This is a genomic window from Flavobacterium ardleyense (assembly GCF_042686085.1).
Classification (GTDB): domain Bacteria; phylum Bacteroidota; class Bacteroidia; order Flavobacteriales; family Flavobacteriaceae; genus Flavobacterium; species Flavobacterium ardleyense.
This window is the reverse complement of the sequence record NZ_JBHUOL010000012.1, coordinates 156,646-179,961: the sequence shown is the minus strand read 5'-3', so window position 1 is coordinate 179,961 and position 23,316 is coordinate 156,646. Positions and strand designations below refer to the sequence as shown.

The following is a 23,316-nucleotide window of genomic DNA, read 5'->3' as shown; positions in this document are numbered from 1 at the left end:
GTATATTTACTGATCGTTTACTGAAAAAGAAAACTGAAATTTATGAAAGGACCACTTTTTTACTCAAAAATATTACTTTTCGGAGAATATGGAATTATCCAAGATTCGAAAGGACTTTCAATTCCTTATAACTTTTACAACGGCGCTTTGAAAATGGACGGAAATCCATCAGAAATAGCGGTGAAATCAAATGAAAGTTTGAAAAGATTTGCGTTGCATTTAGAGCAATTGCAATCAGAACAATCAGAATTAGTTACCTTCAATTTAGATGTGCTGAAAAGTGACGTTGCCAATGGAATGTATTTCGATTCAAGTATTCCGCAAGGATATGGAGTGGGAAGTAGTGGCGCTCTAGTAGCTGCTATTTATGATAAATATGCGGATAATAAAATTACAGTTTTAGAAAATTTAACGCGTGAAAAGTTGTTGCAGTTAAAGATGATCTTTTCGCAAATGGAATCTTTTTTCCACGGAAAAAGTTCTGGTTTAGATCCATTGAACAGTTATTTAAGCATTCCAATTTTAATTAACTCGCACGATAATATTGAAGCAACTGGAATTCCAACGCAAAGTACACAAGGTAAAGGTGCAGTTTTCTTAATCGATTCAGGGATTGTGGGCGAAACTGCTCCAATGGTTTCTATTTTTATGGAAAACCTGAAAGATAACGGTTTTAGAAATATGTTGAAATCGCAATTTATCAAATATACCGATGCTTGTGTGGAAAATTTCTTACACGGCGATATAAAATCATTGTTAGAAAATACAAAACAACTATCTAAAGTGGTTTTGAGTAATTTCAAACCAATGATTCCTGAGCAATTTCACCAAATTTGGCAAAAAGGAATCGACACTAACGACTACTATTTAAAATTATGTGGTTCTGGCGGTGGCGGTTATATTTTAGGATTTACTCAAGATTTAGAAAAAGCGAAAGATTCTTTAAAAGACTATAAATTAGAAGTAGTTTATAATTTTTAGTTTTTTATTTAAAACCTAATAGGATGAATTTAGAGGCTCGAAAAATTGAATTTGTACAAGAATTTTTAAAACTTCAAAGTGAGGAAGTAATTTCTCGTCTTGAAAATATTTTGAATAAAGAAAAACGAGAATCTGAGCTACATTTTTGTACTTCAATGACTGAGGAGCAGTTCAATAAACGCATTGACCAATCAGAATTAGATTTTCAAAATAACCGATTTGAAGACAGCGCTACGCTTTTAGCGAAGTACGAGTAATGATGATGAGAATTGTTTGGTCTAAATTTGCTGAAGATCAATTAGATGAAATATTCAATTACTATAGTAAAAAAGCAGGTTTAAGGATTGCTAGTAAGCTTTTGAAAGGTATAATCTCGGAGCCTAATAAGTTAATGAAAAGTAATGATATTGGGCAAGAAGAAGAATTACTGAAGCAAAGAGAAGAGTTATATCGTTATTTGGTCTTCAAAAATTACAAAATCATTTATTCTATTGATAATAAAAATGGTTTGATTAAAATAGCAGATGTTTTTGATACGCGACAATATCCTGATAAAATAAAGAGAACTTAATCTCAACCAATGATTTCTGTAACTTAATACAATGCTCACTAGAAAATCCAAAATATTCCTAAAAAAAATCATCAGTTTTTTCTCTGTAATCAGAGGGTATAACATTTGGGTAATTGCTTTAGCGCAATATTTAGCGGCTATTTTTATTTTAGCACCCGAAAAAAGAGCTATGGAGATTATTCTCGATTGGCGCCTTTTTCTAATTGTAATTGCTTCAACTTTAACGATTGCGTCCGGTTATATTATCAATAATTTTTACGATGCTAAGAAAGACTTAATCAATAGGCCAAGAAAGGCGATGATTGATCGTTTAGTAAGTCAAGAAACCAAGCTTAAAGTATATTTTGCGATTAATGCATTGGTGGCTCTGTTGATGTTTTTCGTTTCGTGGCGTGCAGTTTTATTCTTTTCGGCCTATATTTTCCTGATTTGGTTTTATTCTCACAAGTTAAAAAAAATGTTTCTTATAGGGAATATTACTGCTTCAATTCTTGCCGTTTTACCATTCTTCGGGATTTTAATGTATTATAAAAATTTCTACAGCGTAATCTTTGTCCATGCTTTCTTTTTATTATTATTGATTTTCATTCGTGAGTTGATTAAAGATTTAGAAAACATTGAAGGAGATTTAATTACCGATTATAAAACCATTCCAGTTGTTTTTGGCGAAAAAAGCGCTAAAACTATCATTTCTATCCTGGCTTCTGCGACTTTAATTCCTGTGTATTTTCTGGTTGACATATATGACATTGGTTATATGGATATTTATTTCTATTTGAGCTTAGTTGCTCTGTTGTTTTTTGTTGTTAAATTATGGAAATCAACTACTAAGGCTGATTACTTGAAGCTTCACTTTTTACTTAAATTTATTATAGTTTCAGGGGTTTTTTGCATTATTTTAATAGAACCAGCTGTTTTAATTCACGGCAAAAAATTGATTTCTGCATATTAGTTATATCTTTGCAAAAATTTGTTTATAATTATGTCACGTCAAGGAAATGATAAAAGTCGTCCAGGTTCTGCACGACAAGGGGGTTACAAGAAGGATAGTAATACTAGAGGAAATGCGCCAATTCGTAAAGCGCCTTCTAAATTTGCGTCTAAACCTGAAGCGCCAAAAGAAGCACCAAAGGCTCCAAAAGCACCAAAAAGACCATCTAATCCAGACGAAATGCGTTTAAATCGCTACATTTCTAATTCAGGAATGTGTAGCCGTAGAGATGCGGACATTTATATCCAAAGTGGAAATGTAAAAGTTAACGGTGTTCCCGTTACAGAAATGGGCTACCGTGTGAAATTGACGGATGCAGTTCAATTTGATGGTGTGAATATTACGCCAGAAAAGAAAGAATATGTGCTTTTAAACAAGCCTAAAAACTTTTCAACTGCAGGTGATGACGCTCAAGGTGCTGCAAATGTTGTTGATTTAGTTAGAAATGCTACAAAATCGAATCTATTTCCAGTAGGAAGAATGGATAAAACGACTACAGGTTTGTTGTTGTTTACAAACGATACTGAAATTGTACAAAAATTTACGGTTCCTAATCAACGTTCTTCAAAAGTATATCAAGTTACCTTAGATAAAAATTTAAAATACGAAGACTTAGAACGCATTCAAGCGGGATTGATGATTGAAGATTATAAAGTATTCGTAGAAGAAGTTGCTTATATCGACGATCAGCCAAAAAGTGAAGTTGGCGTTAAAATGAAAACATCAAATGTGAAAGTGGTTCGTAAGATTTTCGAACATTTAAAATATGACGTTTTAAAAGTAGACCGTGTAACATTTGCTGGTTTAACTAAGAAAAACTTACCAAGAGGTGATTGGAGATTCTTGACTGAACAAGAAATTATCAATCTGAAAAACTCTTAAAATAAAATAGTTCTTAAAATAGATAGGCACATCGATTTTTTCTTTGTGTCTTTTTTAATGCCTTGAAATTATAATTTATGCCTAATCAATTACAACAAATTGCTATTCGATGGTTTGATGCTTTTAATGCTAAAGATTTAGAGAAATTATTAGCCTTGTACGATGACGAAGCCCAACACTTTAGTCCGAAATTAAAAATTCGTCAACCCGAAACTGATGGATTAATCATTGGTAAGCAAGCAATGCGTGTTTGGTGGCAAGATGCATTTGATCGGTTGCCTACACTGCATTATAAAGTAACCTCGTTAACTGCGAATACAGATCGTGTTTTTATGGAATACATTAGGCAAGTTGAAGGCGAAGAAGATCTTTTAATTGCTGAAGTATTAGAAATAAAAGAAGGAGAGATTATTTTCTCAAGAGTTTATCACGGGTAAACTTTATAATTCTTAAAAAAAAAGATGTGCTTGGTTATTCTGAATTCGTTCCAGAATCTAAATTCAAGATTCTAAAATAAATTCAGGATTACATTTTGTTTAATTTTTTATCGACGTATAAAGATGTTTTTTCACTCTGTAAATCAGTGGCTAAAACAGTTCTACATGCAAAAGATGCTGTAATTAAAGAAGCGTGACAAGTTTCAATTTAAGAGCGTTACTCAGTAAAAACATAATCTTTATAAACGTCCTCAATTTCTGTAAATACATCTAACAACTGATTAATGCCATCAGTAGTAACTAATTTTTGTTTGTATTCTTTGAAACTGTGAATACCTTTGAAGTAATTGGTATAATGTCTGCGCATTTCGACTACTCCTAAGCGTTCGTTTTTCCATTCTACGCTCCAGATTAAGTGATTTCTAGCGGCTTCAATTCGATCTGTCATGCTTGGTGGAGCTAATTTTTCGCCTGTTGCAAAATAGTGCTTGATTTCATTAAAAATCCACGGATAGCCAATTGCAGCGCGACCAATCATCATACCATCCAAGCCATATTTATTTTTATATTCCAATGCTTTTTCAGGAGAGTCAATATCACCATTTCCAAAAATAGGCATCGTAATTCTTGGGTTATTCTTGATGCGTTCAATATGACTCCAATCAGAATGTCCTTTGTACATTTGCGCACGCGTTCTTGCATGAACGGTCAACGCTTGCACGCCGATATCTTGTAAACGCTCCGCTACTTCATCAATATTTATAGAACTTTCATCCCAACCCAAACGTGTTTTTACTGTTACCGGAAGATTTGTTCCTTTGATAACTGCCTTTGTCAAGCGAATCATCAAATCAACATCTTTTAAAACACCAGCTCCAGCGCCTTTACATACGACTTTTTTTACAGGACAACCAAAATTAATATCAACTAAATCAGGTTGAACTGCATCAACAATTCGCGCGGACATTTCCATCGCATCTTCATCGCCACCAAAAATCTGAATTCCTACCGGTCGTTCATAATCAAAGATGTCTAATTTTTGTTTGCTTTTCATGGCATCACGAATCAATCCTTCAGAAGAAATAAATTCAGAATACATCAAATCTGCACCGTGTAATTTACATAAACGACGAAAAGGAGGATCGCTTACGTCTTCCATCGGAGCTAATAAAAGTGGAAAATCGGGCAGGATGATATTACCTATTTTGGGCATTGTGCTTTAATTTTTTGCAAAGATATGAAAAAAAAAGCCTTCGAATTAACAAAGGCTTTTGAATGAATGTACAGGGTGATTCTTATAGTTTTGACTCTATTTCTCTACTGTATTTTTTCAAGATAGCTCTTGTTAATCCAAGATTAGCTTTAGTACTGTCTACAGCTAAGTAAATGAAATACTCACCGCTTGTAGATACGCTGATTATGTGGATTTGATTTGTTAATGTAATCATGATATCTTCAACTTCTTCATTAAGGTTTAATGCTTTGATTGTTGACATTTTTGCTTTTACAACTTCTAAGTTGTAAGCTGCTGCTAATTCTGCATCAAATGATGGGTCTACAGATAATGCTTTGTAAGACATTCCTGTTTTAATTTCTGTTACTGCTACTGCAATAAATCCTGCTACATTTTCTTTTAAATCTTCTACGAAATTCGTTAAAAAGTCTGACATAATTTTTTTATTTATTAATTTGTGGGGTAATGTTATTTATTAAAGTGTCTACAGTTTTCATTAATATTCCAATTTTTGAAATATCTTTTGTAAATGAAGCAATGTAGTAGTCTTTATTTACTTTATTCAATAGTACAAGTCCAGTGCTCGCTTGTATCATAACCTTTTGCAATTCGCCATATTCTAATTCGGCAATCATTTCCGTGCACATAGTTGCTAAAACACCATTCATTGCTGCGAAATTTTTGTCATATTGAAAGCCGCTAGACTCTACTAATTTACCTTCTGAATCAAATAATAAAACGTTTTCAAGGTTGGCTGTATTTAAAATTTCAAGTATTTCTTCTTTTGTTATTTTATTCATAATTAGCAACTAATTTTACTTATTTTTAATACCTTTGTACTCGGTTAATTGACCTGGAAATTTGGTCTGCAAAAGTAATACAATAACTTGATTTAAAAAAGGTTATTGATTAAAAATAATAATATAAATCATGACGAAAAACTTAAAAAGTCTTAACAAAGAATTAACTGCAAAACTTGCAGAATTCAGAAAGCATTCAATTAAGAATGAGACAAAAGCAAAGAAAAAAGGCTTTCTGAATAAGTTCTTTAATCCAGTCCTAAATGATGTTTCTTCATAGTTTGAACGACTGTTAATTTAATTGGCATTTGTTACGTTTTAAAATCACCTGTAAAGTGTTTTTTAATGATTTTTATTGAGTTGTTTTGCTTCCTTTTTATGAATCAAAAAATTATTTTTATTGTACGCTTTAGGATTTGATTTGTTTTATGTTTTTAGGGAATTTTCTTTCGGTTCTTTGTGGTTTTAAAATATTGAGTCCTTGTACTACGGATTTGAATCCTTTTTATAAATTTGAGTTAATATCGCTTCAAAAGGTATTGCTTTTAAAATTTATTCTACTTTTAGCCACTAGTTTTTTATTTTATGCGATTTGAATTTCCTTAAAATTTAAAATTTTATATCTATTTTTGAAGTGGTTAATCATTTTAGTAGAAGCTATGCGCAAACTGATCCTCTTTGTTTTTTTTCTATTTTTTTCAAATATGAATGCCCAATCATTTCAGAAAAATGCTGCGATTGATGTGGGTTATGTTTATTTCAATAGTAATTTTTTTAAAATTGGTGGAAAGTATTTTTTCGACAAAAGCTTTTCTTCAATTGGTCTGAGCAGTAATATTGGGTGTCTTTCTAAAAAGACAATTGTTATTCCAGAACTAACCTATACGTATTATATTACGGATGAGAATCGGAGCACTTTTGATAGTTATCATTTCATATTTACACAATTTTCTCTATCTCCAAAAACAGTCACTCCAAAAGTGGGTTGGAGTTTTGCGACCTTCTTTGAAGTGGCTGCTGGCTATGGAATTCAGCTCGATAATTCTGAATACTATGTTCCAAAAGGCTTAAGAGTGGATGTTAGTGTGGTAATTCCGTTGTATCTAAAAATATTCTAGCTTAAGTTCTTAAGGTATAGGAATTGAAGAAAGGGTTTCTAATTTAATTTAAATCCAAAACTTTACATTATATTTGCAGATTAGATACATTGGTATTTTCCAGAAATTTGATAGAATCAGAAGATGAAGAAAATTAGAAATTTTTGCATTATTGCGCACATTGACCATGGTAAGAGTACGTTGGCAGACAGGCTTTTAGGAGCTACTCAGACGGTTACTGCACGCGAAGAAAAAGCCCAATTGCTAGACAGTATGGACTTGGAGCGTGAACGTGGTATTACCATAAAGAGTCACGCCATTCAAATGGAATACACTTACAAAGGAGAAGAATATATTCTAAATTTAATTGACACTCCTGGTCACGTGGATTTTTCTTACGAAGTTTCTCGTTCTATTGCTGCTTGTGAAGGTGCTTTGTTGATCGTTGATGCAGCGCAAAGTATTCAGGCGCAAACAATTTCAAATTTATATTTAGCTTTAGAAAACGATTTGGAGATTATTCCAATTTTAAATAAAGTGGATTTACCAAGTGCTAGTCCAGAAGAAGTAAGTGATGATATTATTGATTTACTAGGTTGTAAATTAGAAGATATTATTCATGCTTCAGGTAAAACTGGTTTAGGTGTTGAAAATATATTAGCGGCTATCATTGAGAAAATTCCACCTCCAAGTGGGAATAAAGATGAACCGTTACAAGCCCTGATTTTTGATTCACACTACAATCCATTCCGTGGTATTGAAGTTATTTTCCGTATTATTAATGGAGAAATAAAAAAAGGTCAGAAGATTAAGTTCATGGCTACAGGCAAAGAGTATTATGCTGATGAAATCGGAACTTTGAAATTAAACCAAGTGCCTAAGAATATTATTTCTACAGGAGACGTGGGTTATTTAATTTCAGGAATTAAAGAAGCGAAAGAAGTAAAAGTCGGAGATACGGTTACGGATGCGAAGGATCCAACTGTAAATATGATTAAGGGTTTTGAAGATGTAAAGCCAATGGTTTTTGCCGGAATTTACCCAGTTGATACAGAAGATTATGAAGATTTACGTGCTTCTATGGAGAAATTGCAGTTGAATGACGCTTCTTTAGTGTTCGTTGCTGAGAGTTCTGCAGCTTTAGGATTTGGTTTCCGTTGTGGATTCTTAGGAATGTTGCATATGGAAATTATCCAAGAGCGTTTAGAGCGTGAGTTTGATATGACTGTTATTACAACAGTTCCAAACGTTTCGTATCATGCTTACACTAAAAAAGAGCCTGATACTATTCTAATTGTAAATAATCCATCTGACTTACCAGAGCCTTCAAAATTAGACAGAGTAGAAGAACCATATATCAAAGCAACTATTATTACAAAATCTGACTATGTTGGAAACGTAATGAGTTTGTGTATTGAAAAGCGTGGAATTGTTACTAATCAAACCTATTTAACTACTGAGCGTGTTGAATTAAATTTTGATATGCCGTTAGCTGAAATCGTATTTGATTTTTACGACCGATTAAAAACAGTTTCTAAAGGATATGCTTCTTTTGATTATCATCCGATAGGAATGCGTGAGTCGAAATTAGTTCGTTTAGATGTTTTGTTGAATGCACAACCAGTTGATGCGCTTTCTGCTTTAATTCACGAAGCAAATGCGTTTTATATTGGTAAGAAAATGTGTGAAAAATTAAAAGAGTTAATTCCAAGACAACAATTTGATATTCCAATTCAAGCAGCAGTTGGCGCGAAGGTAATTGCTCGTGAAACTATTAAAGCCTTAAGAAAAGACGTAACAGCAAAATGTTATGGAGGAGATATTTCTCGTAAACGTAAGTTATTAGAAAAACAGAAAAAAGGTAAAAAGCGTATGCGTCAAATAGGAAATGTGGAAATTCCACAAGAAGCATTTATGGCCGTTCTGAAATTGAACGATTAAAGCGTTTTATATGATTAGAATTTAAAAGTTTAAGTAATATTTGTTATTTAAACTTTTTTTCGATTTATGTGGAATAGCTATTTTTATATTTATTAATGATTTTAACCCCAATTATCATGAAAAAAATAACCTACATATTCCTGTTCTTATCAACATTAAGTTTGTTTTCTCAAACTATTACAGTTGATGATACAAGTAATTCTGCAGCACAACTTGTTGATTTATTGCTTGGTAATTCTTGTGTTGAAGTTTCAAATATCTCAATGTCCTCGTCCGAATCGGTCGCTTATTTTAATAAAAACGCATCGGCATTTCCTATAAATGAAGGTGTGATTATTAGAAACGGGAGAGCAATAAATACGCAAGGAGTTTATAATGGCGTTAATTTAAGTACGCAAATCAATACGAATAGTGATTCGTATTTGCAAAATTTAAGTATAGCAAGTGGTCAAACAGGCGCTATAACTGATGTTGCTTTCTTGGAATTTGACTTTATTCCCTTATCGAACACATTTAGTTTTGATTTTTTGTTTGCTTCCAATGAGTATGGTGAATATCAATGTGGTTTCAGTGATGTTTTCGCTTTTGTCCTGACTGATTTAAATAGTGGTATTGAGACTAACTTAGCGGTGATTCCAGGGACAAATATTCCGGTAACTGTTAAAGACATTAGAAACTCACTTTATAATTTTCCTGATGAAAATTGTACTAGTTCTTATGCAAGATTTTTTGATGTGTATAACGTGGATAATCCTGCTAGTTCTACTTTAAATATGCGTGGTCATACAGTAGTTATGAATGCTGCTTCTGTAGTAATTCCTAATACGCCTTATAAAATTCGATTAGTTATCGGGGATTATAATGATTCTGGATATGATTCTGCTGTGTTCTTGGCTGCCGGAAGTTTTACAACTGCACTAGACTTAGGGCCTGACCAAATTATTTGTACTGGAGATGAATTTGAATTGAATTCGAATTTAGATAATTCATTTGCATTTACTTGGTTTGAGAATGGTATTGCCATTCCCGGTGCAACGAATGCATCTTATGTTGTTTTGAATTCAGGAACCTACAAAGTAGAAGCAACTAAAGGATCTTGTGTAATAACTGATACAGTCATTTTTACTGATTTGTTTGTAAATGCACCGCAGGATTTATTAACTTGTGATACTGGTGATGCTTTCTATAATTTTGATTTATCTAGAAATAATGAAATTGCACTAGGAGTAGATAATGCGATTTATAGCGTCTTTTATTATGAAGGAGCAACAGATATTGCAGCCAATAATCCGATTCCAAACGAAAATATAACAAGTTATTCTAGCGCTGGAGGTCAAACTATTTATTTAAAATTATTCAATACAATTTCAGATAATTTTTGCGATGCTGTTTATTCTTTTAATTTAATTGTTTCCGATGTTGTAACCGCTAGTCAGCCTGTGGCTATTAATTTGTGTGAAACTGCGGGGACGACAAATTATACATTTCTAAATCAATTAATTACCGAAGTATTAAATGGGCAAGCTCCTACTGCTTATACGGTAACTTTTTATAGCTCGATTGAAGAAGCAACTTTGAATTCTGGGGCAATTTCTTCAATTGCTATTCCGAATGGAATTTCTTCTGTTGTTGTTGGAATTAGAATGCAGGATAATGCCAATGCAAACTGTTTTGATGTTACTTCTGTTACTTTCGTTATTAATCCGATGCCTTTAGTTGACACGATCCCAAATCAAATAGAATGTCATGAGTACACCTTGCCTGTTTTAGTCAATGGGAATTATTTCGGTGGGCCGAATGGAACTGGAATTCCATATTTTGCTGGAGATATTATAGATATGGGAGGAACTTACTTTGTTTATGTTGGTCCAGATGTGAATGGTTGTACGAATGAGACATCTTTCAATCTTTATTTTATTGATGAATATGTTGCCGTACTTGATCATTGTGGGTTATTTACAGTGCCGAGACCTCCTTATGATATTGGTGCATTTTATACCGCTCCCGGAGGTCCTTCCGGATCGGGATCATTGTTACAAACGGGTACTCAGTTTCCTAATACTACAGCAAGTACGATAACAACTACAATTTATTATTATGCCGAAGTGGATGGGATTTTATGTAGAGATGATGCTTTTTTAATACACATTCATCCGCTGCCTTTAGTTGATAGTCCTGCAACTGTAGTTACTTGTGATAGTTATGTTTTACCTGCGCTTTTAAATGGTAATTATTTTTCTGGTGCAAATGGATCAGGTACACCATTATTCGCTGGAGATGTCGTGAGCGTTGATGGACCTAATTTCCCAGGAACGTACTATGTTTATAATGAAGCACCACATATCAATAGTGTTGGGTCCGCCGGAAACTGTTCGTTAGAAAACAGTTTTCAAATTAACTTGGTCAATACAACACAGTTTGTGTCGGTTTTCGGCTGTGGGAATTTCAATTTACCTGCGGTTGCATTTGGAGGATACTTCACGGAACCGATGGGTGCTGGGACTCAAATTACGGATTTAAATATTACGACTTCGCAAACCGTATATTATTATACAAACACAACTATTTTGCCTAATTGTACAGATAATTTAAATTATATTATAACAATTAATCCAAGACCACAAGTTGATGAGCTTCCTACTGGTTCTTATTGTGGCGAATTTATCTTACCAGCTTTAACGAATGGAACTTATTACAAGTTATCAGGCGGACCTTCAGTTATTGGCCAACAGCAACTAAATGCTGGTAATAGAATTGATTTGTCTAATTCCAACGTAGCACCAGGAACATATTATATTTATAGTGGACCAGATAGTAATAACTGCGATAACGAATCTAGTTTTACGATTTCTATAAATCCATTTCCGCCAACAGATGGTGTTTTAGACCGATTTGAATGCTCTCCTTATTCTATTGCAACGCCAATTAATGGAATCGTATATACGGAAATTGGTGGGCCTGCTGGTACCGGAGTTGTGGTTTCTTCATCGGATGTGTTTAATGACACTAAAACTTTTTATTTATATAATATTGATAATGTAACAGGTTGTGAAATTAATAAGCCCTTCACAATAAAGTATAACGGAATAAATTTACCAGATTACCAAAGTATAGCGGTTTGTGAAACTGAGAATTATCAATTGCCAACCTTAACGCATAGCGCGCCTACGCCTTTAAATTACACTATTGGTTATTTTTATGATGCGGGAGGAATTAATCCAGTACCTAATGGAATTGTTTTTAATACACCAAATACAAGTACTACAATTTATGTTCGTGCTGTAAATGGCGATCGAATTATATGTAAGCAAGAAGATAGTTTTGAAGTTGAAGTTTTAGCATTGCCGAATCTAGCAAGTTTAAATTTAGTGTTTGGTACAGAATCATGTGGAAATTATATTTTACCAGCACTACCAATAACTCCTTATGCTATTAATTATTACACGCAGCCTGGTGGAAATGTTTCTGATTTAATCTCAGATCTTACTGTTTCAACGCCAGGAACCTATACTTATTATCTGAATGCTAAAGCTGGTGATAATTTATTTTGTGCGGACGAGATTTCTTTTATTTTTACAGTTTATCCTTTGTTAGATATTACTTTGCAAGATGGCATTATATGTGTCGATGCAGTAACAGGAACTGTCTATCGAACGGCGACAATACAAACTGGATTAGATCCCACTCTTTTTACGGTCAATTGGTATTTGAATGGAACGCTTATGGGTTCAGGTTCGTCTTATACGGCGGATCAGGCAGGGATTTACGATGTTGAATTTATTAAATTAACGCCTGATGTAGGAGCGAATTGTAACTATAACAACACAACAGTTGCTGTTTTAAAAGCAGGTCCTGCGATCGCGGATTTTACGGTAAGTGATGCCTTTGAGAACAATCCGCAAATTACTGTAAATATCGCTGGTGGGTTTGGAGATTATCAGTATCAATTGGTTTATCCAGATGGTAATTTGAGTAGTTTACAGTCTAGTGACGTATTTTCAAATTTAGCTACAGGAGAATATTTTGTAAATATTTATGATATTTTAGGTGATTGTTCGCCTGAACGATTGGGACCAATTTACATCATTAATTATCCAAAATATTTCACGCCAAATGGTGATGGGATAAATGACTATTGGAATGTTTGGGATTTGGATCAACAATCGGAAGCTGTAATATCAATTTTTGATCGATATGGTAAGTTTATTAAACAACTCTCTCCGTCCGGTGCTGGTTGGGACGGAACTCATAATGGTCAGAAGTTACTTTCAACTGATTATTGGTTTACAGTTGAGTATTTATCGCAGAATTCTCAGAGCAGACAACTTTTTAAAGCGCATTTTTCACTAAAAAGATAATTTGAACTAATAAGTTTTGGTTGGTTATGGAGTTGAAAAAGAACATAATTTAGTAATAACTAAGCCTCATTTGTAGCTTGTTAATTTGCTTAAAAAGAGCCTTCGAAAAAAATAAAAATAAAAAATAGTTATTTGTTTGATTGTTTTATTACGAATACATATATTTGCACTCCAATTACCGCGGGTATGGTGAAATTGGTAGACATGCCAGACTTAGGATCTGGTGCCGCAAGGCGTGAAGGTTCGAGTCCTTTTACCCGCACAGAATAATATAAAAACCTCTAATTGCCAGTCAGTTAGAGGTTTTTTATTTTTCGTATTCCCCTAATACGTCCCTCTTTTCATTGCTATCCTCTAGTTATGTGACAGCTATGAGAAAACCAGACGTAAATACAATATTTTAAATGTTTTAGGTTGAAAAAAAATAGAAAACTGAAAGTAAAAAAATATTTTATGAATCTGTTTGGAAATAATATAGAAACACATTTTAAAAAAATTTCAATTAATGGGAGAATGGCTTTTGGTGTTAAATGTTTAGAAACATATTTGATTGAGAATAATATAAAAAACATTTGGACTGAAAGATTAATAAATACTTTATGGGAATTCACATCAAGCCATAATCTTCCTGAATGGGAAACCAAAATTTCAGATTTAACACCTGAATGTATTTTGGATACTCACCCGGAAAATATTGCCGAAGATTATAAATCTCTAAGTGAATCTGAATTTAATAGCCTAAAAGATTTTTATTTGAAAGTTGACGATAAACTAATTTTTTTAATAAACTTAGTGATTGACATTGGCACAACTGACTTATATGGAGCAACAGGAAAGTATAGTGAAAACACATTAAAATCAACTATGGAAGTGTACAAGTTTTGTAAAAAAGAACTCAATGTATTACCAGATTTGAATAAATTTAATTTTACAAAGTTTTCAGAAAATGATGGTTGGGGAAAACGAATTAATAAGAAGTTCTTTAAATAAAAATTTGTGCTAACAAATTGGATTCTAAAAACAGAAACTTGAAAATTGTATGCAAAAAACAAAATGGTATTTAACGTAAATAGCCGTTACACGAGATTTGGGCATTAGGCTGAATTTAAAGATGGTTTTGTACTTGGATAATTTGGCAAATCCGAAAGATTACGCATTCCTAATCCCAAACCTCTTGTAGCGCCAAGACGATAATCGTTGTTTTATTTTCGGTTACCACTGATTTAATCGCGAAAAGCTTAATTATCATAGTATAAATCTCACAGCATTTTTATAAAACAACGATTATAAAAGCTGTTATTTAGATGCTAAAGTTGTAATTTAAAATCCAATTAACTTCTGATTAACCTTTTTTATAGGATTAAATCTAAACATTTTTCGTAATTTTGAATTTACTCAATACACATTATGGAAAATATTAAGCAATACGTACAGGAAAATAAAGACCGTTTTATATCAGAATTAATCGAATTATTAAAGATTCCGTCAGTAAGTGCAGACAGTGCTTATGCGCATGATGTTATTTTAACTGCTGAAGCGGTTAAAGAAAGTCTTGAAAAAGCAGGTTGTGATTTTGTTGAATTATGTGAAACTCCAGGCTACCCGATAGTTTATGGTGAAAAGATGATTGACAAAAATCTTCCGACTGTTTTAGTGTACGGACATTATGATGTGCAACCAGCAGATCCAGTAGAATTATGGACTTCGCCACCTTTTGAACCCGTAATCAAAAAGACAGAAATTCATCCTGAAGGAGCTATTTTTGCTCGTGGTGCTTGTGATGATAAAGGACAAATGTATATGCATGTGAAAGCATTCGAATATATGATTCAAAATGATTGCTTGCCTTGTAACGTGAAATTCATGATTGAAGGAGAAGAGGAAGTAGGTTCGAAAAGTTTAAGCTGGTTTGTAGAACGCAACCAAGAAAAATTAGCGAACGACGTTATATTAATTTCTGATACTGGAATGATTTCTAACACACAACCGTCAATTACAACTGGTCTTCGTGGTTTAAGTTACGTTGAGGTTGAAGTTACTGGTCCAAATAGAGATTTACACTCAGGTTTATATGGAGGAGCAGTTGCTAATCCAATTAATGTGTTGACGAAGATGATTGCTTCGCTTCACGATGAGAATAATCACATTACCGTTCCCGGTTTTTACGATAAAGTAGAAGAACTTTCGACTGTTGAAAGAGCTGAAATGGCAAAAGCACCGTTTTCATTAGATAATTATAAAAAGGCATTAGATATTGATGAGGTTGAAGGTGAAGCAGGTTATGTAACGAATGAAAGAAACTCAATCCGTCCTACTTTGGATGTAAATGGAATTTGGGGTGGTTATACGGGTGAAGGGGCAAAAACGGTTATCGCAAGTAAAGCTTTCGCTAAGATTTCTATGCGTTTAGTACCAAATCAAGATTGGGAAGAAATCACACAATTATTTAAAACTCATTTTGAAAGCATTGCACCAAAATCGGTAAAAGTAAAAGTTACACCGCATCATGGTGGTCAAGGTTATGTGACACCAATTGACAGCGTTGGCTACAGAGCGGCTAACAAAGCTTATACAGAAACATTTGGAGTTCCAGCGATTCCTGTTCGTTCAGGCGGTAGTATTCCAATTGTAGCGTTGTTTGAGAAAGAATTGAAAAGTAAAACTATTTTAATGGGATTTGGATTAGATAGTGATGCAATTCACTCGCCAAACGAACATTTTGGTATTTTCAATTACCTAAAAGGTATCGAGACGATTCCATTGTTTTACAAGTATTTTGTAGAAATGAACAAATAATACAAAGTAAGCCATTCGAGAGAGTGGCTTTTTTTATTCTAGTAAAATCCAATCGTTATGCCAAAAATAATCCCATTTGGCAATCACAAAGTCTTGCTCTGGGTTAATTAATGTTTTGTATTCCCCATTGTTGATGTTGTTTTTGCAATCGATATAAATACTAACATCTTGCCCTTTATATTCTTCTTTAATGTGCTGGCAATACTGCCAAATAAAATCGGGTTTAGTTGCTAAAGATCTGGCTTGTTTTGAGGAAAGATTTTTATTGTAGTCGTATGAAGTAGTTTCTTGCGTGGCGTTGTTTTTTATTTTAATTGAAATAAATCCATCTCTTTGTCGCAACATCATACGCCAACTTAAGCGATGGCCTTCTTCGGTCCAAAGCACATCGCCTTCAATCAAATGATGTCTCAATGGTAACAGCAGTTGAATGAATAAAAAGGGAATAAAAAAATATAAAAATGTTTTCTTTCCGAAGTAATTATATTCTTGAATTGAATCAATTTCGGGTTTCTTTTTAAAAAATAGCTGTCGGATTTTTCCCGGAGGATAAAAGAACAAACTGAACGTTAACGCGAAAAAAGGAAAAATTCCGATTTGTAAAAAAATCGCATTAAATAGATGAAAAGTTAAGGACGCTAAAAGCGCAATGGTTCTCGTTTTCTTAAATAATAACAGTGGCACTATTAATAAGTCGAAAAGAATTCCGGTGTAAGCAATGAAAATATAGAAATATTTATGGGTAAAAACCTGAAGTAAATGTTTGTTAGATGTTGTTCCTTCTAGTAATAATTTCGTAAAAGAGCCATCGAGCCAATCGGGATAAAATTTTGCTAAAGCAGCATACGTGTAAACGATCGTAACTTGGACAATAAATAACAAACTTACCCAATAAGGCATTGCACGTTCTTCTTTAAATCTATTTTGTTTTACATCTAGAGAGGCATAGCGATTTGCTGGTAAAAAAACCATAAAGAAGCTAATAATCAGTAGTAAATAGTAATGATTATTGTATGATGATTTTTGCATAAAGTAAACGCCCGCCCACAGAATAGTATAGCTAATTATTGCAAATTTGTAGCGATATCCAAGCATTATAAACAAGCCTAAAATTCCCATGAGTACGAAATAAAAGTACATTCCATAACCTGGTAAAGGTTGCAGCCATTCTAAGCCAATGAAGGAAAATGTAAATTCTGGTGTAATCAAAACATTTTTTACCCAACCGGTTATGATTGCACCAAAACTTTCACATGCAATCAAAAACCCGAAGAATATTCGAAAAACGATTAACGGTGCATTGTCTATGCTTTTAAAGAAGTGTTGTTTCATGCTGGCTTATAAAATCCAATGAAAATTGCTTGTCTTTATCGAGCTGACTTTGTAGTTCGGCTAATGATTCAAATTTCTTTTCAGATCGTATATGTTCTAATACAGAAATCGTCAGGTTTTTACCGTAAATGTCTTCATTAAAATTAAAAAAGTGAACCTCAATTGTTTGTTCGTTGTCTCCAATTGTTGGGTTTTTACCGATGTTCATCATTCCGTAAAGTAGCTTATTTTTAATTTCACACGAAACAATGTAAACGCCAGTTTTAGGGATTAATTTGTAGTTTTCTTTGATTTGAATATTTGCAGTTCGATAGCCAATGATTCTTCCGTTTTTTTTACCTTCAACCACTTGGCCCGAGAAAGAGTACGGAATTCCTAAATAATCATTTGAAATTTTTACATTTCCGTCTAAAAGTGCCTTTCTAATTTTTGTGGAACTCACCGAAATAGCATCAATTTCTTTGGCTGAAATTTGTTCTACTTCAAAATTATATTTCTTCCCGAAGCTTATCAAATCATCAATATTAGCACTTCTATTAATGCCAAAGCGATGATCGTATCCAATAATTATTTTGTGAATGTTTAATTGCTTTACTAATACGTTTTTAACAAAATCTTCGGCAGTTAGTTTGGAGAAGGTTTCGTCAAATGGATGAACAATTAAAGAGTCAATGCCGAAATTATCTAATAATGTTGCTTTTTCATCGATTGTGTTAAGCAGTTTTATGTTCACATCTTGGTTTAAGACCATTCGAGGATGTGGAAAAAAAGTAAGCACAACAGATTCATACAATCCATCGGCTGTAGCCTTTTTTAATTTACCCAAAATAGATTGATGCCCGATGTGAACACCGTCGAAAGTTCCGAGGGTGAAAATCGTTTTCTTTTTGGAAGAATAGCTAAAAATGGAATTGTAGGTTTTCAATTTTAATAAAAAATTAAACACAAAGATAAAGTCTTAAAGTCGGAATATGAATTTTTTATTCCCATAAACCATAAATAGTCCTCAATATTTCGATTTCTCACTTAATATCTAATATAGTTAGAGTGGTAAGAGCTTTTTAACGTATTTTATGCTCTGATAAATTTTGAAATTTGTTGCCTTTTAATTGAGTAGAAAGCAACGCGGTGCTGTAAGGCAAGTGGTTTGTATGAAAATTATTTTCTTTTATATATTACTGTTATATTTAGAATCTCTTTTTTTGATAAATAATGAAAATTGTATTTTTTTTGGTTTTTTTTGATATATTTGCTAATTATTAACCATTTCTTTTATACAAATGAAAAAAAAAATACACTATTTATTAATATTTATTCTGCTTACTAGTTTTTCTTTTGGGCAAAATAAATTATGGTCTAAGGTTTCTGAAGAGAAATTAAATAAACTTGATAAGATGGAAAGAGGTGTTTTTCCTTCAAAATATCATTTATATCAATTAGATCTCGATAATTTAAAACGATTATTGATGCGTGCTCCAATGGAGAATCCGACGTTATCTTCGGATTTAATTATTCAGTTTCCTACTTCAAAAGGTGATTTGGTTAACTTTAAAGTTTTTGAAGCGCCAGTTATGGAAAAGGAGTTATCGGACAAGTTTCCTTCAATTCGTTCTTATGCTGCGCAGGGAATGGAAGATCCATCAATAACATTAAGATTTAGTATAACAGATTTTGGACTGCACGTTATGTCATTGTCTGGTGAGGACGGTATGTATTATATTGATACTTATACGAAAGACTTAAATAATTATATTGTCTATAACAGAAGCGACGTTCAAAAAGTCCGTTCTTTTGGATGTTTTGTAGAAGATGAAGATGAACCACAATTACAAAATGAAGTTTTAGAACAAAGAGTCAATGATGGTAATTTAAGACAGTACAGATTAGCAATTGCTTGTACAGTTGAGTACGCGGCCTTTCACTTAAATGCTGCAGGAACTCCAGTTTCATCATCTTTAGCAGTAAAAAAAGCAGTGGTTCTGTCTGCTATGGTTGTTTCTTTAACTAGGCTGAATGGTGTTTATGAGAGAGAAATGGCTGTAAGAATGAACTTGGTCGGTAATAATGATAAGGTTATTTTTATTGATTCTGATCAGTTTACTAATTCACCAGCTATGCTTAATGAAATTCAAGATATTGTAAATGCTGAGATTGGAGTCAATAACTATGATATGGGTCATGGCTTTTGTACAACTGATTCAGGGGTTGCTCAAGTTTCATCAGTTTGTAGTAGCGGTAAAGCTAGAGGTATTACAGGGCAGTTAAATCCTGTGGGAGATCCTTTTGATATCGATTATGTAGCGCATGAAATGGGGCATCAATTTGGAGCTCTTCATACGCAAAACAATCCTTGTAATAGATCAGATGATTCTGCTTTTGAGCCTGGAAGCGCTAGCACTATATTAGGTTACGCTGGAATATGCGCTCCTAACGTGCAAACAGGTTCAGATGCTTACTTTCATGCAAGAAGTATTCAGCAGATGACAAATTTTGTCACTAATAGTGCTAATTGTAGAACACTTTTTGCTACTTCAAATGTTGCGCCGGTAGTTAATGCTGGACTAAGTTATACAATCCCAAACGGGACAGCTTTTAAATTAACAGGCTCCGCTACAGATTCAAATGGTGATGCATTGACTTATTGTTGGGAGCAATATAATAATGAAGTAAGTGTGCAACCACCTTCAGCTTCTGCTGTTGGAGGTCCGAATTTTCGTTCTCGCATGCCGAGTTCATCTCCAACTCGATTTTTCCCGCAATTTCAAGATGTTTTAGCTGGCTCTTTAACGCCAACTTGGGAAGTAATTCCTAATGTTGCCAGAACGATGAACTTTGCTTTAACTGTTAGAGATAATCGCTTAGGCGGAGGTATGTCTAACCGTGGTAATATGACAGTTACAACTGCAGCTGTTGGTCCTTTTAAAGTAACTAGTCCATTGGTTGGTGCTTCTTTAGATATGAATAGTACACAGACTATTACATGGGATGTAGCTGGAACAACTGGGAATGGAATAAATACTGTAAATGTTAATATTTTACTTTCTACTGATGACGGCGCTACCTTTACAACTTTACTAGCTAACACGCCAAATGATGGTTCTCAAGCTGTAACTATGCCTTCTGTTCCTGCAGTTAAATGTAGAATCATAGTGGAAGCTGTTGGAAATATTTTCTACGCTGTCTCTTCTAATTTCTCTATTGGATATGTTATCACTACAACATGTAATACTTATACTAATAATGCAGTAGTAGCTATTCCAGATGGAGTAGGTGCAAATGCGATGGGCCAGGTTGCTGTTAAGACTATAACAATACCTGCGCCTGGATCTGTAATTACTGATGTAAACGTTACAGTTGGACTTAATCATTCTTATCCTAGAGATGTTGTGATTGCGCTGAATCACCCAGATGATTCACAGGTATACCTTTGGAATAAAAATTGCCAGAACACACCTAAAGACTTCGAATATATTTTTGATGATTCTGCTGATTTTGCTGTTCCAGCTACTGGTTGTACAGCAGTGTCAGGCTCTTGGAGACCTACAGGTTTGTTAAGTGGTTTTAATGGTAAAAATAGTACTGGAGTTTGGACATTGTTATTTGGTGATACGAAAAGTGGTAGTACGGGTTCCATAAGAAACTGGAGTATAGAAATTTGTTCGCAGACAATTGTTCTGGCTTCAGAATCATATGGCTTAGAAGATTTTTCATTGTATCCTAATCCAAATAACGGAAATTTCAATATTCAGTTTAATTCAAACTCAGGAAATGAAATTAAAGTTAATGTTCACGATATGAGCGGTAGAGCTATTTTTAATAGATCTTATGATAATATGGGATTGTTTAATGAAACGTTACAGCTAAGCAACGCTCAGGCGGGTGTTTACATTGTAACTATCCAAGATGGTTCTAGAAAAGAAGTTAAGAAAATTGTTGTTCAGTAATTTTTTTAACACGTAAAAAGGGCGGAAGTATTTAATACTTCCGCCCTTTTTTATTTTTATAAAGCTTTACTAAACATTAGTAATTGACAGTGCTTTTAATCTTTTTTATTTTTTGATCGATATTTGGAATTTCAAAATCGGTTTCGAAATAAATTTGGTTTTTGTCTTTAATGATGTTTAATTTTCCTTGATTTACTTTGTAAATACCAGCTTGTCCTCTGCAGAAACAATGTTTTCCATAAATCATTTTAACGGACTGGAGCTCATTATTTTGTAAATCGGTCGTAATGTTAAATGAATTAGGTATTTCAAATAGAACTTCTTCTCTGTAGCTATTATCTTGTAAAGTAGTGTCAATTTTTTTATTGTATTCGAATTTGATTACAGAAGTTTCTAGATTGTCATTTAGTGTATAATAAATCGAACCAATATCATCTGTTTTTATAGATAAACTTTTGTTTTCGAACAAAACTGTTGTGCAATCACCGTCAGTAGGACAATCAGCAGCTGACTTTTGTTCAATATTTGATTCGATGCTACTCTTCTTTATGCAAGTGCAACTTATAGTTAAAGCACTCAATAGTAAAATTACCTGTTTAATCATTATCTTGCAGTTTGAAATGTTATTATTTTCCGTTGTAAACGTTCATTGTTTCGTTTAATCCTGCTAGTGCAAACGATTTGACTATTTCAGAACTTAGGAGTAATCGTCCTTTTAAGTGTTCCTTTTCTTCTTCGTCCCATTCGCCTAAAACGTAATTAACTTGTTGTCCTTTTTTAAAGGCATCACTGATTCCAAATCTAAAACGTGGATATTCAGTTGAGTTGAGTAAGAGTTGAATGTTTTTTAGACCATTATGACCACCATCACTACCTTTCGTCTTGATTCTAATCGTGCCAAATGCCAAATTTAGATCATCGGTGATCACTAACATGTTATTCTTTTCGATGTTCTCTTTTTCAAGCCAATATTTTACTGCCTTCCCGCTTAAATTCATATAAGTGTTAGGTTTCAGAAAAATAAGTGTTCTTCCCTTAATTTTAAGTTGAGCAATTTCTCCTAACTTAGATGTTTGAAAAGAAATACCTTCCTGATTTGCAATATAGTCTAGTATTTTAAAACCAATATTATGTCGTGTGTTGACATATTCTGAGCCGATATTTCCTAGCCCAACAATTAAAAATTTCTTCATCGGAATTTGTTCTTCTGGTTTGTTTTTGCTAAAAATTTTTAAAATCCAATTCATCTTGTAAAAGTAATATAAAGTTCCGCAATTTTAAACATAAAAAAAGCACCAGTAAAAACTGGTGCTTTTGTAATATAGGTTGAAAGAAAATTATTTTTTCTTTTTTGCTGCTCCACCTTTTTCAGCTTTTGCTGCTTCTTGAGCTGCTTTCATCGCTGCACGAGAGATTCTTACTTGACAAACTACAGTATTGTCAACATGCATAAATTTGTAATCTTTAGATTCTAATTGCGTAACGTATAATTTGTTACCCATTTCTAATTTAGAGATATTAGCTTCAATAAAGTCAGGTAAATCTTTAGGTAATGCTTTTACTTTTAAACGACGTTGGTTTAAACGTAAAACACCTCCTAATAATACACCTGGAGAAGTTCCTGTAACTTTAACTGGTACTTCCATAACGATTTCTTTGTCGTCACTTAATTGGAAGAAGTCAATGTGAAGAATTCTGTCATTCACTGGGTGAAACTGAATGTCTTGCATAATTACATTATAAGATCCACCATTTAACTCAACTACAACTGTATGTGCGTTTGGAGTGTAAACTAATCCTTTAAATGCTCTTTCGTCTGCAATAAAGTGAACTGGTTGATTTCCTCCGTATATAACGCAAGGAACCATTCCAGCATCACGTACGGCTTTAGTTGCCTTTTTACCTACGTTTTCTCTTTCTGATCCTTTAATCGTAATTGATTTCATTGTAAA

Annotated in this window: 21 protein-coding genes and 1 tRNA gene; 14 read left to right on the top strand and 8 right to left on the bottom strand. The window is 33.3% G+C overall.

The annotated features are described in order from the left end of the window. Positions 1-42 precede the first annotated feature (42 nt). The 6 genes from ACFSX9_RS06525 to ACFSX9_RS06500 all read left to right on the top strand — a co-directional run bounded on the left by ACFSX9_RS06525 (position 43) and on the right by ACFSX9_RS06500 (position 3,862). On the top strand, positions 43-981 hold the full coding sequence (locus ACFSX9_RS06525; RefSeq protein WP_379805863.1) for a mevalonate kinase family protein: 939 nt from the start codon (positions 43-45) through the stop codon (positions 979-981). A 23-nt stretch (positions 982-1,004) separates the two neighbouring features. Beyond that, on the top strand, positions 1,005-1,238 hold the full coding sequence (locus tag ACFSX9_RS06520) for a hypothetical protein (RefSeq protein WP_379805861.1): 234 nt from the start codon (positions 1,005-1,007) through the stop codon (positions 1,236-1,238). Next, positions 1,238-1,552 carry a type II toxin-antitoxin system RelE/ParE family toxin gene (locus ACFSX9_RS06515; protein ID WP_379805859.1) on the top strand — a complete coding sequence of 105 codons (315 nt, stop codon included), beginning with the start codon at positions 1,238-1,240 and terminating at the stop codon, positions 1,550-1,552. Before ACFSX9_RS06520 ends, ACFSX9_RS06515 begins: the two co-directional genes overlap by 1 nt. 31 nt (positions 1,553-1,583) lie before the next feature. Continuing rightward, the gene (locus ACFSX9_RS06510; RefSeq protein WP_379805857.1) at positions 1,584-2,504 is read left to right on the top strand and encodes a geranylgeranylglycerol-phosphate geranylgeranyltransferase; all 921 of its coding nucleotides are present in this window, start codon (positions 1,584-1,586) and stop codon (positions 2,502-2,504) included. A 30-nt stretch (positions 2,505-2,534) separates the two neighbouring features. Further along, on the top strand, positions 2,535-3,425 hold the full coding sequence (locus ACFSX9_RS06505) for a pseudouridine synthase (RefSeq protein WP_379805855.1): 891 nt from the start codon (positions 2,535-2,537) through the stop codon (positions 3,423-3,425). 77 nt (positions 3,426-3,502) lie between these two features. After that, the gene (locus ACFSX9_RS06500) at positions 3,503-3,862 is read left to right on the top strand and encodes a nuclear transport factor 2 family protein (RefSeq protein ID WP_379805853.1); all 360 of its coding nucleotides are present in this window, start codon (positions 3,503-3,505) and stop codon (positions 3,860-3,862) included. Positions 3,863-4,079: 217 nt separating this feature from the next. Here ACFSX9_RS06500 and dusB read toward each other — a convergent pair whose 3' ends face one another. From dusB to ACFSX9_RS06485, 3 genes are all read right to left on the bottom strand, one after another. Next, on the bottom strand, positions 4,080-5,075 hold the full coding sequence (gene dusB / locus ACFSX9_RS06495) for a tRNA dihydrouridine synthase DusB (RefSeq protein WP_379805851.1): 996 nt from the start codon (positions 5,073-5,075) through the stop codon (positions 4,080-4,082). Positions 5,076-5,157: 82 nt separating this feature from the next. After that, on the bottom strand, positions 5,158-5,532 hold the full coding sequence (locus ACFSX9_RS06490; protein ID WP_379805849.1) for a hypothetical protein: 375 nt from the start codon (positions 5,530-5,532) through the stop codon (positions 5,158-5,160). A 7-nt stretch (positions 5,533-5,539) separates the two neighbouring features. Next, entirely contained in the window at positions 5,540-5,896 is a 357-nt protein-coding gene (locus ACFSX9_RS06485; RefSeq protein WP_379805847.1) for a roadblock/LC7 domain-containing protein, read from the bottom strand. A gap of 130 nt (positions 5,897-6,026) precedes the next feature. Here ACFSX9_RS06485 and ACFSX9_RS06480 point away from each other — a divergent pair, with 130 nt between their 5' ends. The 7 genes from ACFSX9_RS06480 (at position 6,027) to ACFSX9_RS06450 (ending at position 16,088) form a co-directional block, all read left to right on the top strand. Further along, entirely contained in the window at positions 6,027-6,176 is a 150-nt protein-coding gene (locus ACFSX9_RS06480; RefSeq protein WP_379805845.1) for a hypothetical protein, read from the top strand. Between the two features lie 424 nt (positions 6,177-6,600). Next, positions 6,601-7,014 carry a hypothetical protein gene (locus tag ACFSX9_RS06475; protein ID WP_379805843.1) on the top strand — a complete coding sequence of 138 codons (414 nt, stop codon included), beginning with the start codon at positions 6,601-6,603 and terminating at the stop codon, positions 7,012-7,014. Positions 7,015-7,137: 123 nt separating this feature from the next. Continuing rightward, positions 7,138-8,934, top strand: a complete 1,797-nt coding sequence (gene lepA / locus ACFSX9_RS06470; protein ID WP_379805841.1) for a translation elongation factor 4 — start codon at positions 7,138-7,140, stop codon at positions 8,932-8,934. A 116-nt stretch (positions 8,935-9,050) separates the two neighbouring features. Further along, a complete protein-coding gene (locus ACFSX9_RS06465; RefSeq protein ID WP_379805839.1) occupies positions 9,051-13,292 on the top strand; it encodes a choice-of-anchor L domain-containing protein in 4,242 nt (1,413 codons plus the stop codon). A gap of 180 nt (positions 13,293-13,472) precedes the next feature. Next, positions 13,473-13,554: transfer RNA gene (locus ACFSX9_RS06460), tRNA-Leu, on the top strand. A gap of 152 nt (positions 13,555-13,706) precedes the next feature. Beyond that, on the top strand, positions 13,707-14,282 hold the full coding sequence (locus ACFSX9_RS06455) for a hypothetical protein (RefSeq protein WP_379805837.1): 576 nt from the start codon (positions 13,707-13,709) through the stop codon (positions 14,280-14,282). Positions 14,283-14,699: 417 nt separating this feature from the next. After that, positions 14,700-16,088, top strand: a complete 1,389-nt coding sequence (locus ACFSX9_RS06450; protein WP_379805835.1) for a dipeptidase — start codon at positions 14,700-14,702, stop codon at positions 16,086-16,088. A gap of 33 nt (positions 16,089-16,121) precedes the next feature. On the opposite strand, the gene ACFSX9_RS06445 is transcribed toward ACFSX9_RS06450, so the two are convergent. Together ACFSX9_RS06445 and ACFSX9_RS06440 are read right to left on the bottom strand one after the other, a co-directional pair. After that, positions 16,122-17,420 carry an HTTM domain-containing protein gene (locus ACFSX9_RS06445; RefSeq protein WP_379805833.1) on the bottom strand — a complete coding sequence of 433 codons (1,299 nt, stop codon included), beginning with the start codon at positions 17,418-17,420 and terminating at the stop codon, positions 16,122-16,124. Further along, the gene (locus ACFSX9_RS06440) at positions 17,401-18,345 is read right to left on the bottom strand and encodes a bifunctional riboflavin kinase/FAD synthetase (protein ID WP_379805831.1); all 945 of its coding nucleotides are present in this window, start codon (positions 18,343-18,345) and stop codon (positions 17,401-17,403) included. Before ACFSX9_RS06440 ends, ACFSX9_RS06445 begins: the two co-directional genes overlap by 20 nt. 355 nt (positions 18,346-18,700) lie before the next feature. On the opposite strand from ACFSX9_RS06440, the gene ACFSX9_RS06435 reads away from it, so the two are divergent. After that, positions 18,701-21,364, top strand: a complete 2,664-nt coding sequence (locus tag ACFSX9_RS06435; RefSeq protein WP_379805829.1) for a reprolysin-like metallopeptidase — start codon at positions 18,701-18,703, stop codon at positions 21,362-21,364. 76 nt (positions 21,365-21,440) lie between these two features. Here the strand turns inward: ACFSX9_RS06435 and ACFSX9_RS06430 are convergent, their stop codons facing one another. From ACFSX9_RS06430 to ACFSX9_RS06420, 3 genes are all read right to left on the bottom strand, one after another. After that, positions 21,441-21,968 (bottom strand): hypothetical protein, encoded by a 528-nt coding sequence (locus ACFSX9_RS06430; RefSeq protein WP_379805827.1) that lies wholly within the window; start codon positions 21,966-21,968, stop codon positions 21,441-21,443. A 22-nt stretch (positions 21,969-21,990) separates the two neighbouring features. Then, positions 21,991-22,557 (bottom strand): aminoacyl-tRNA hydrolase, encoded by a 567-nt coding sequence (pth, locus tag ACFSX9_RS06425; RefSeq protein WP_379807045.1) that lies wholly within the window; start codon positions 22,555-22,557, stop codon positions 21,991-21,993. A gap of 144 nt (positions 22,558-22,701) precedes the next feature. Further along, positions 22,702-23,310 carry a 50S ribosomal protein L25/general stress protein Ctc gene (locus tag ACFSX9_RS06420; RefSeq protein ID WP_379805825.1) on the bottom strand — a complete coding sequence of 203 codons (609 nt, stop codon included), beginning with the start codon at positions 23,308-23,310 and terminating at the stop codon, positions 22,702-22,704. Positions 23,311-23,316: the final 6 nt, after the last annotated feature.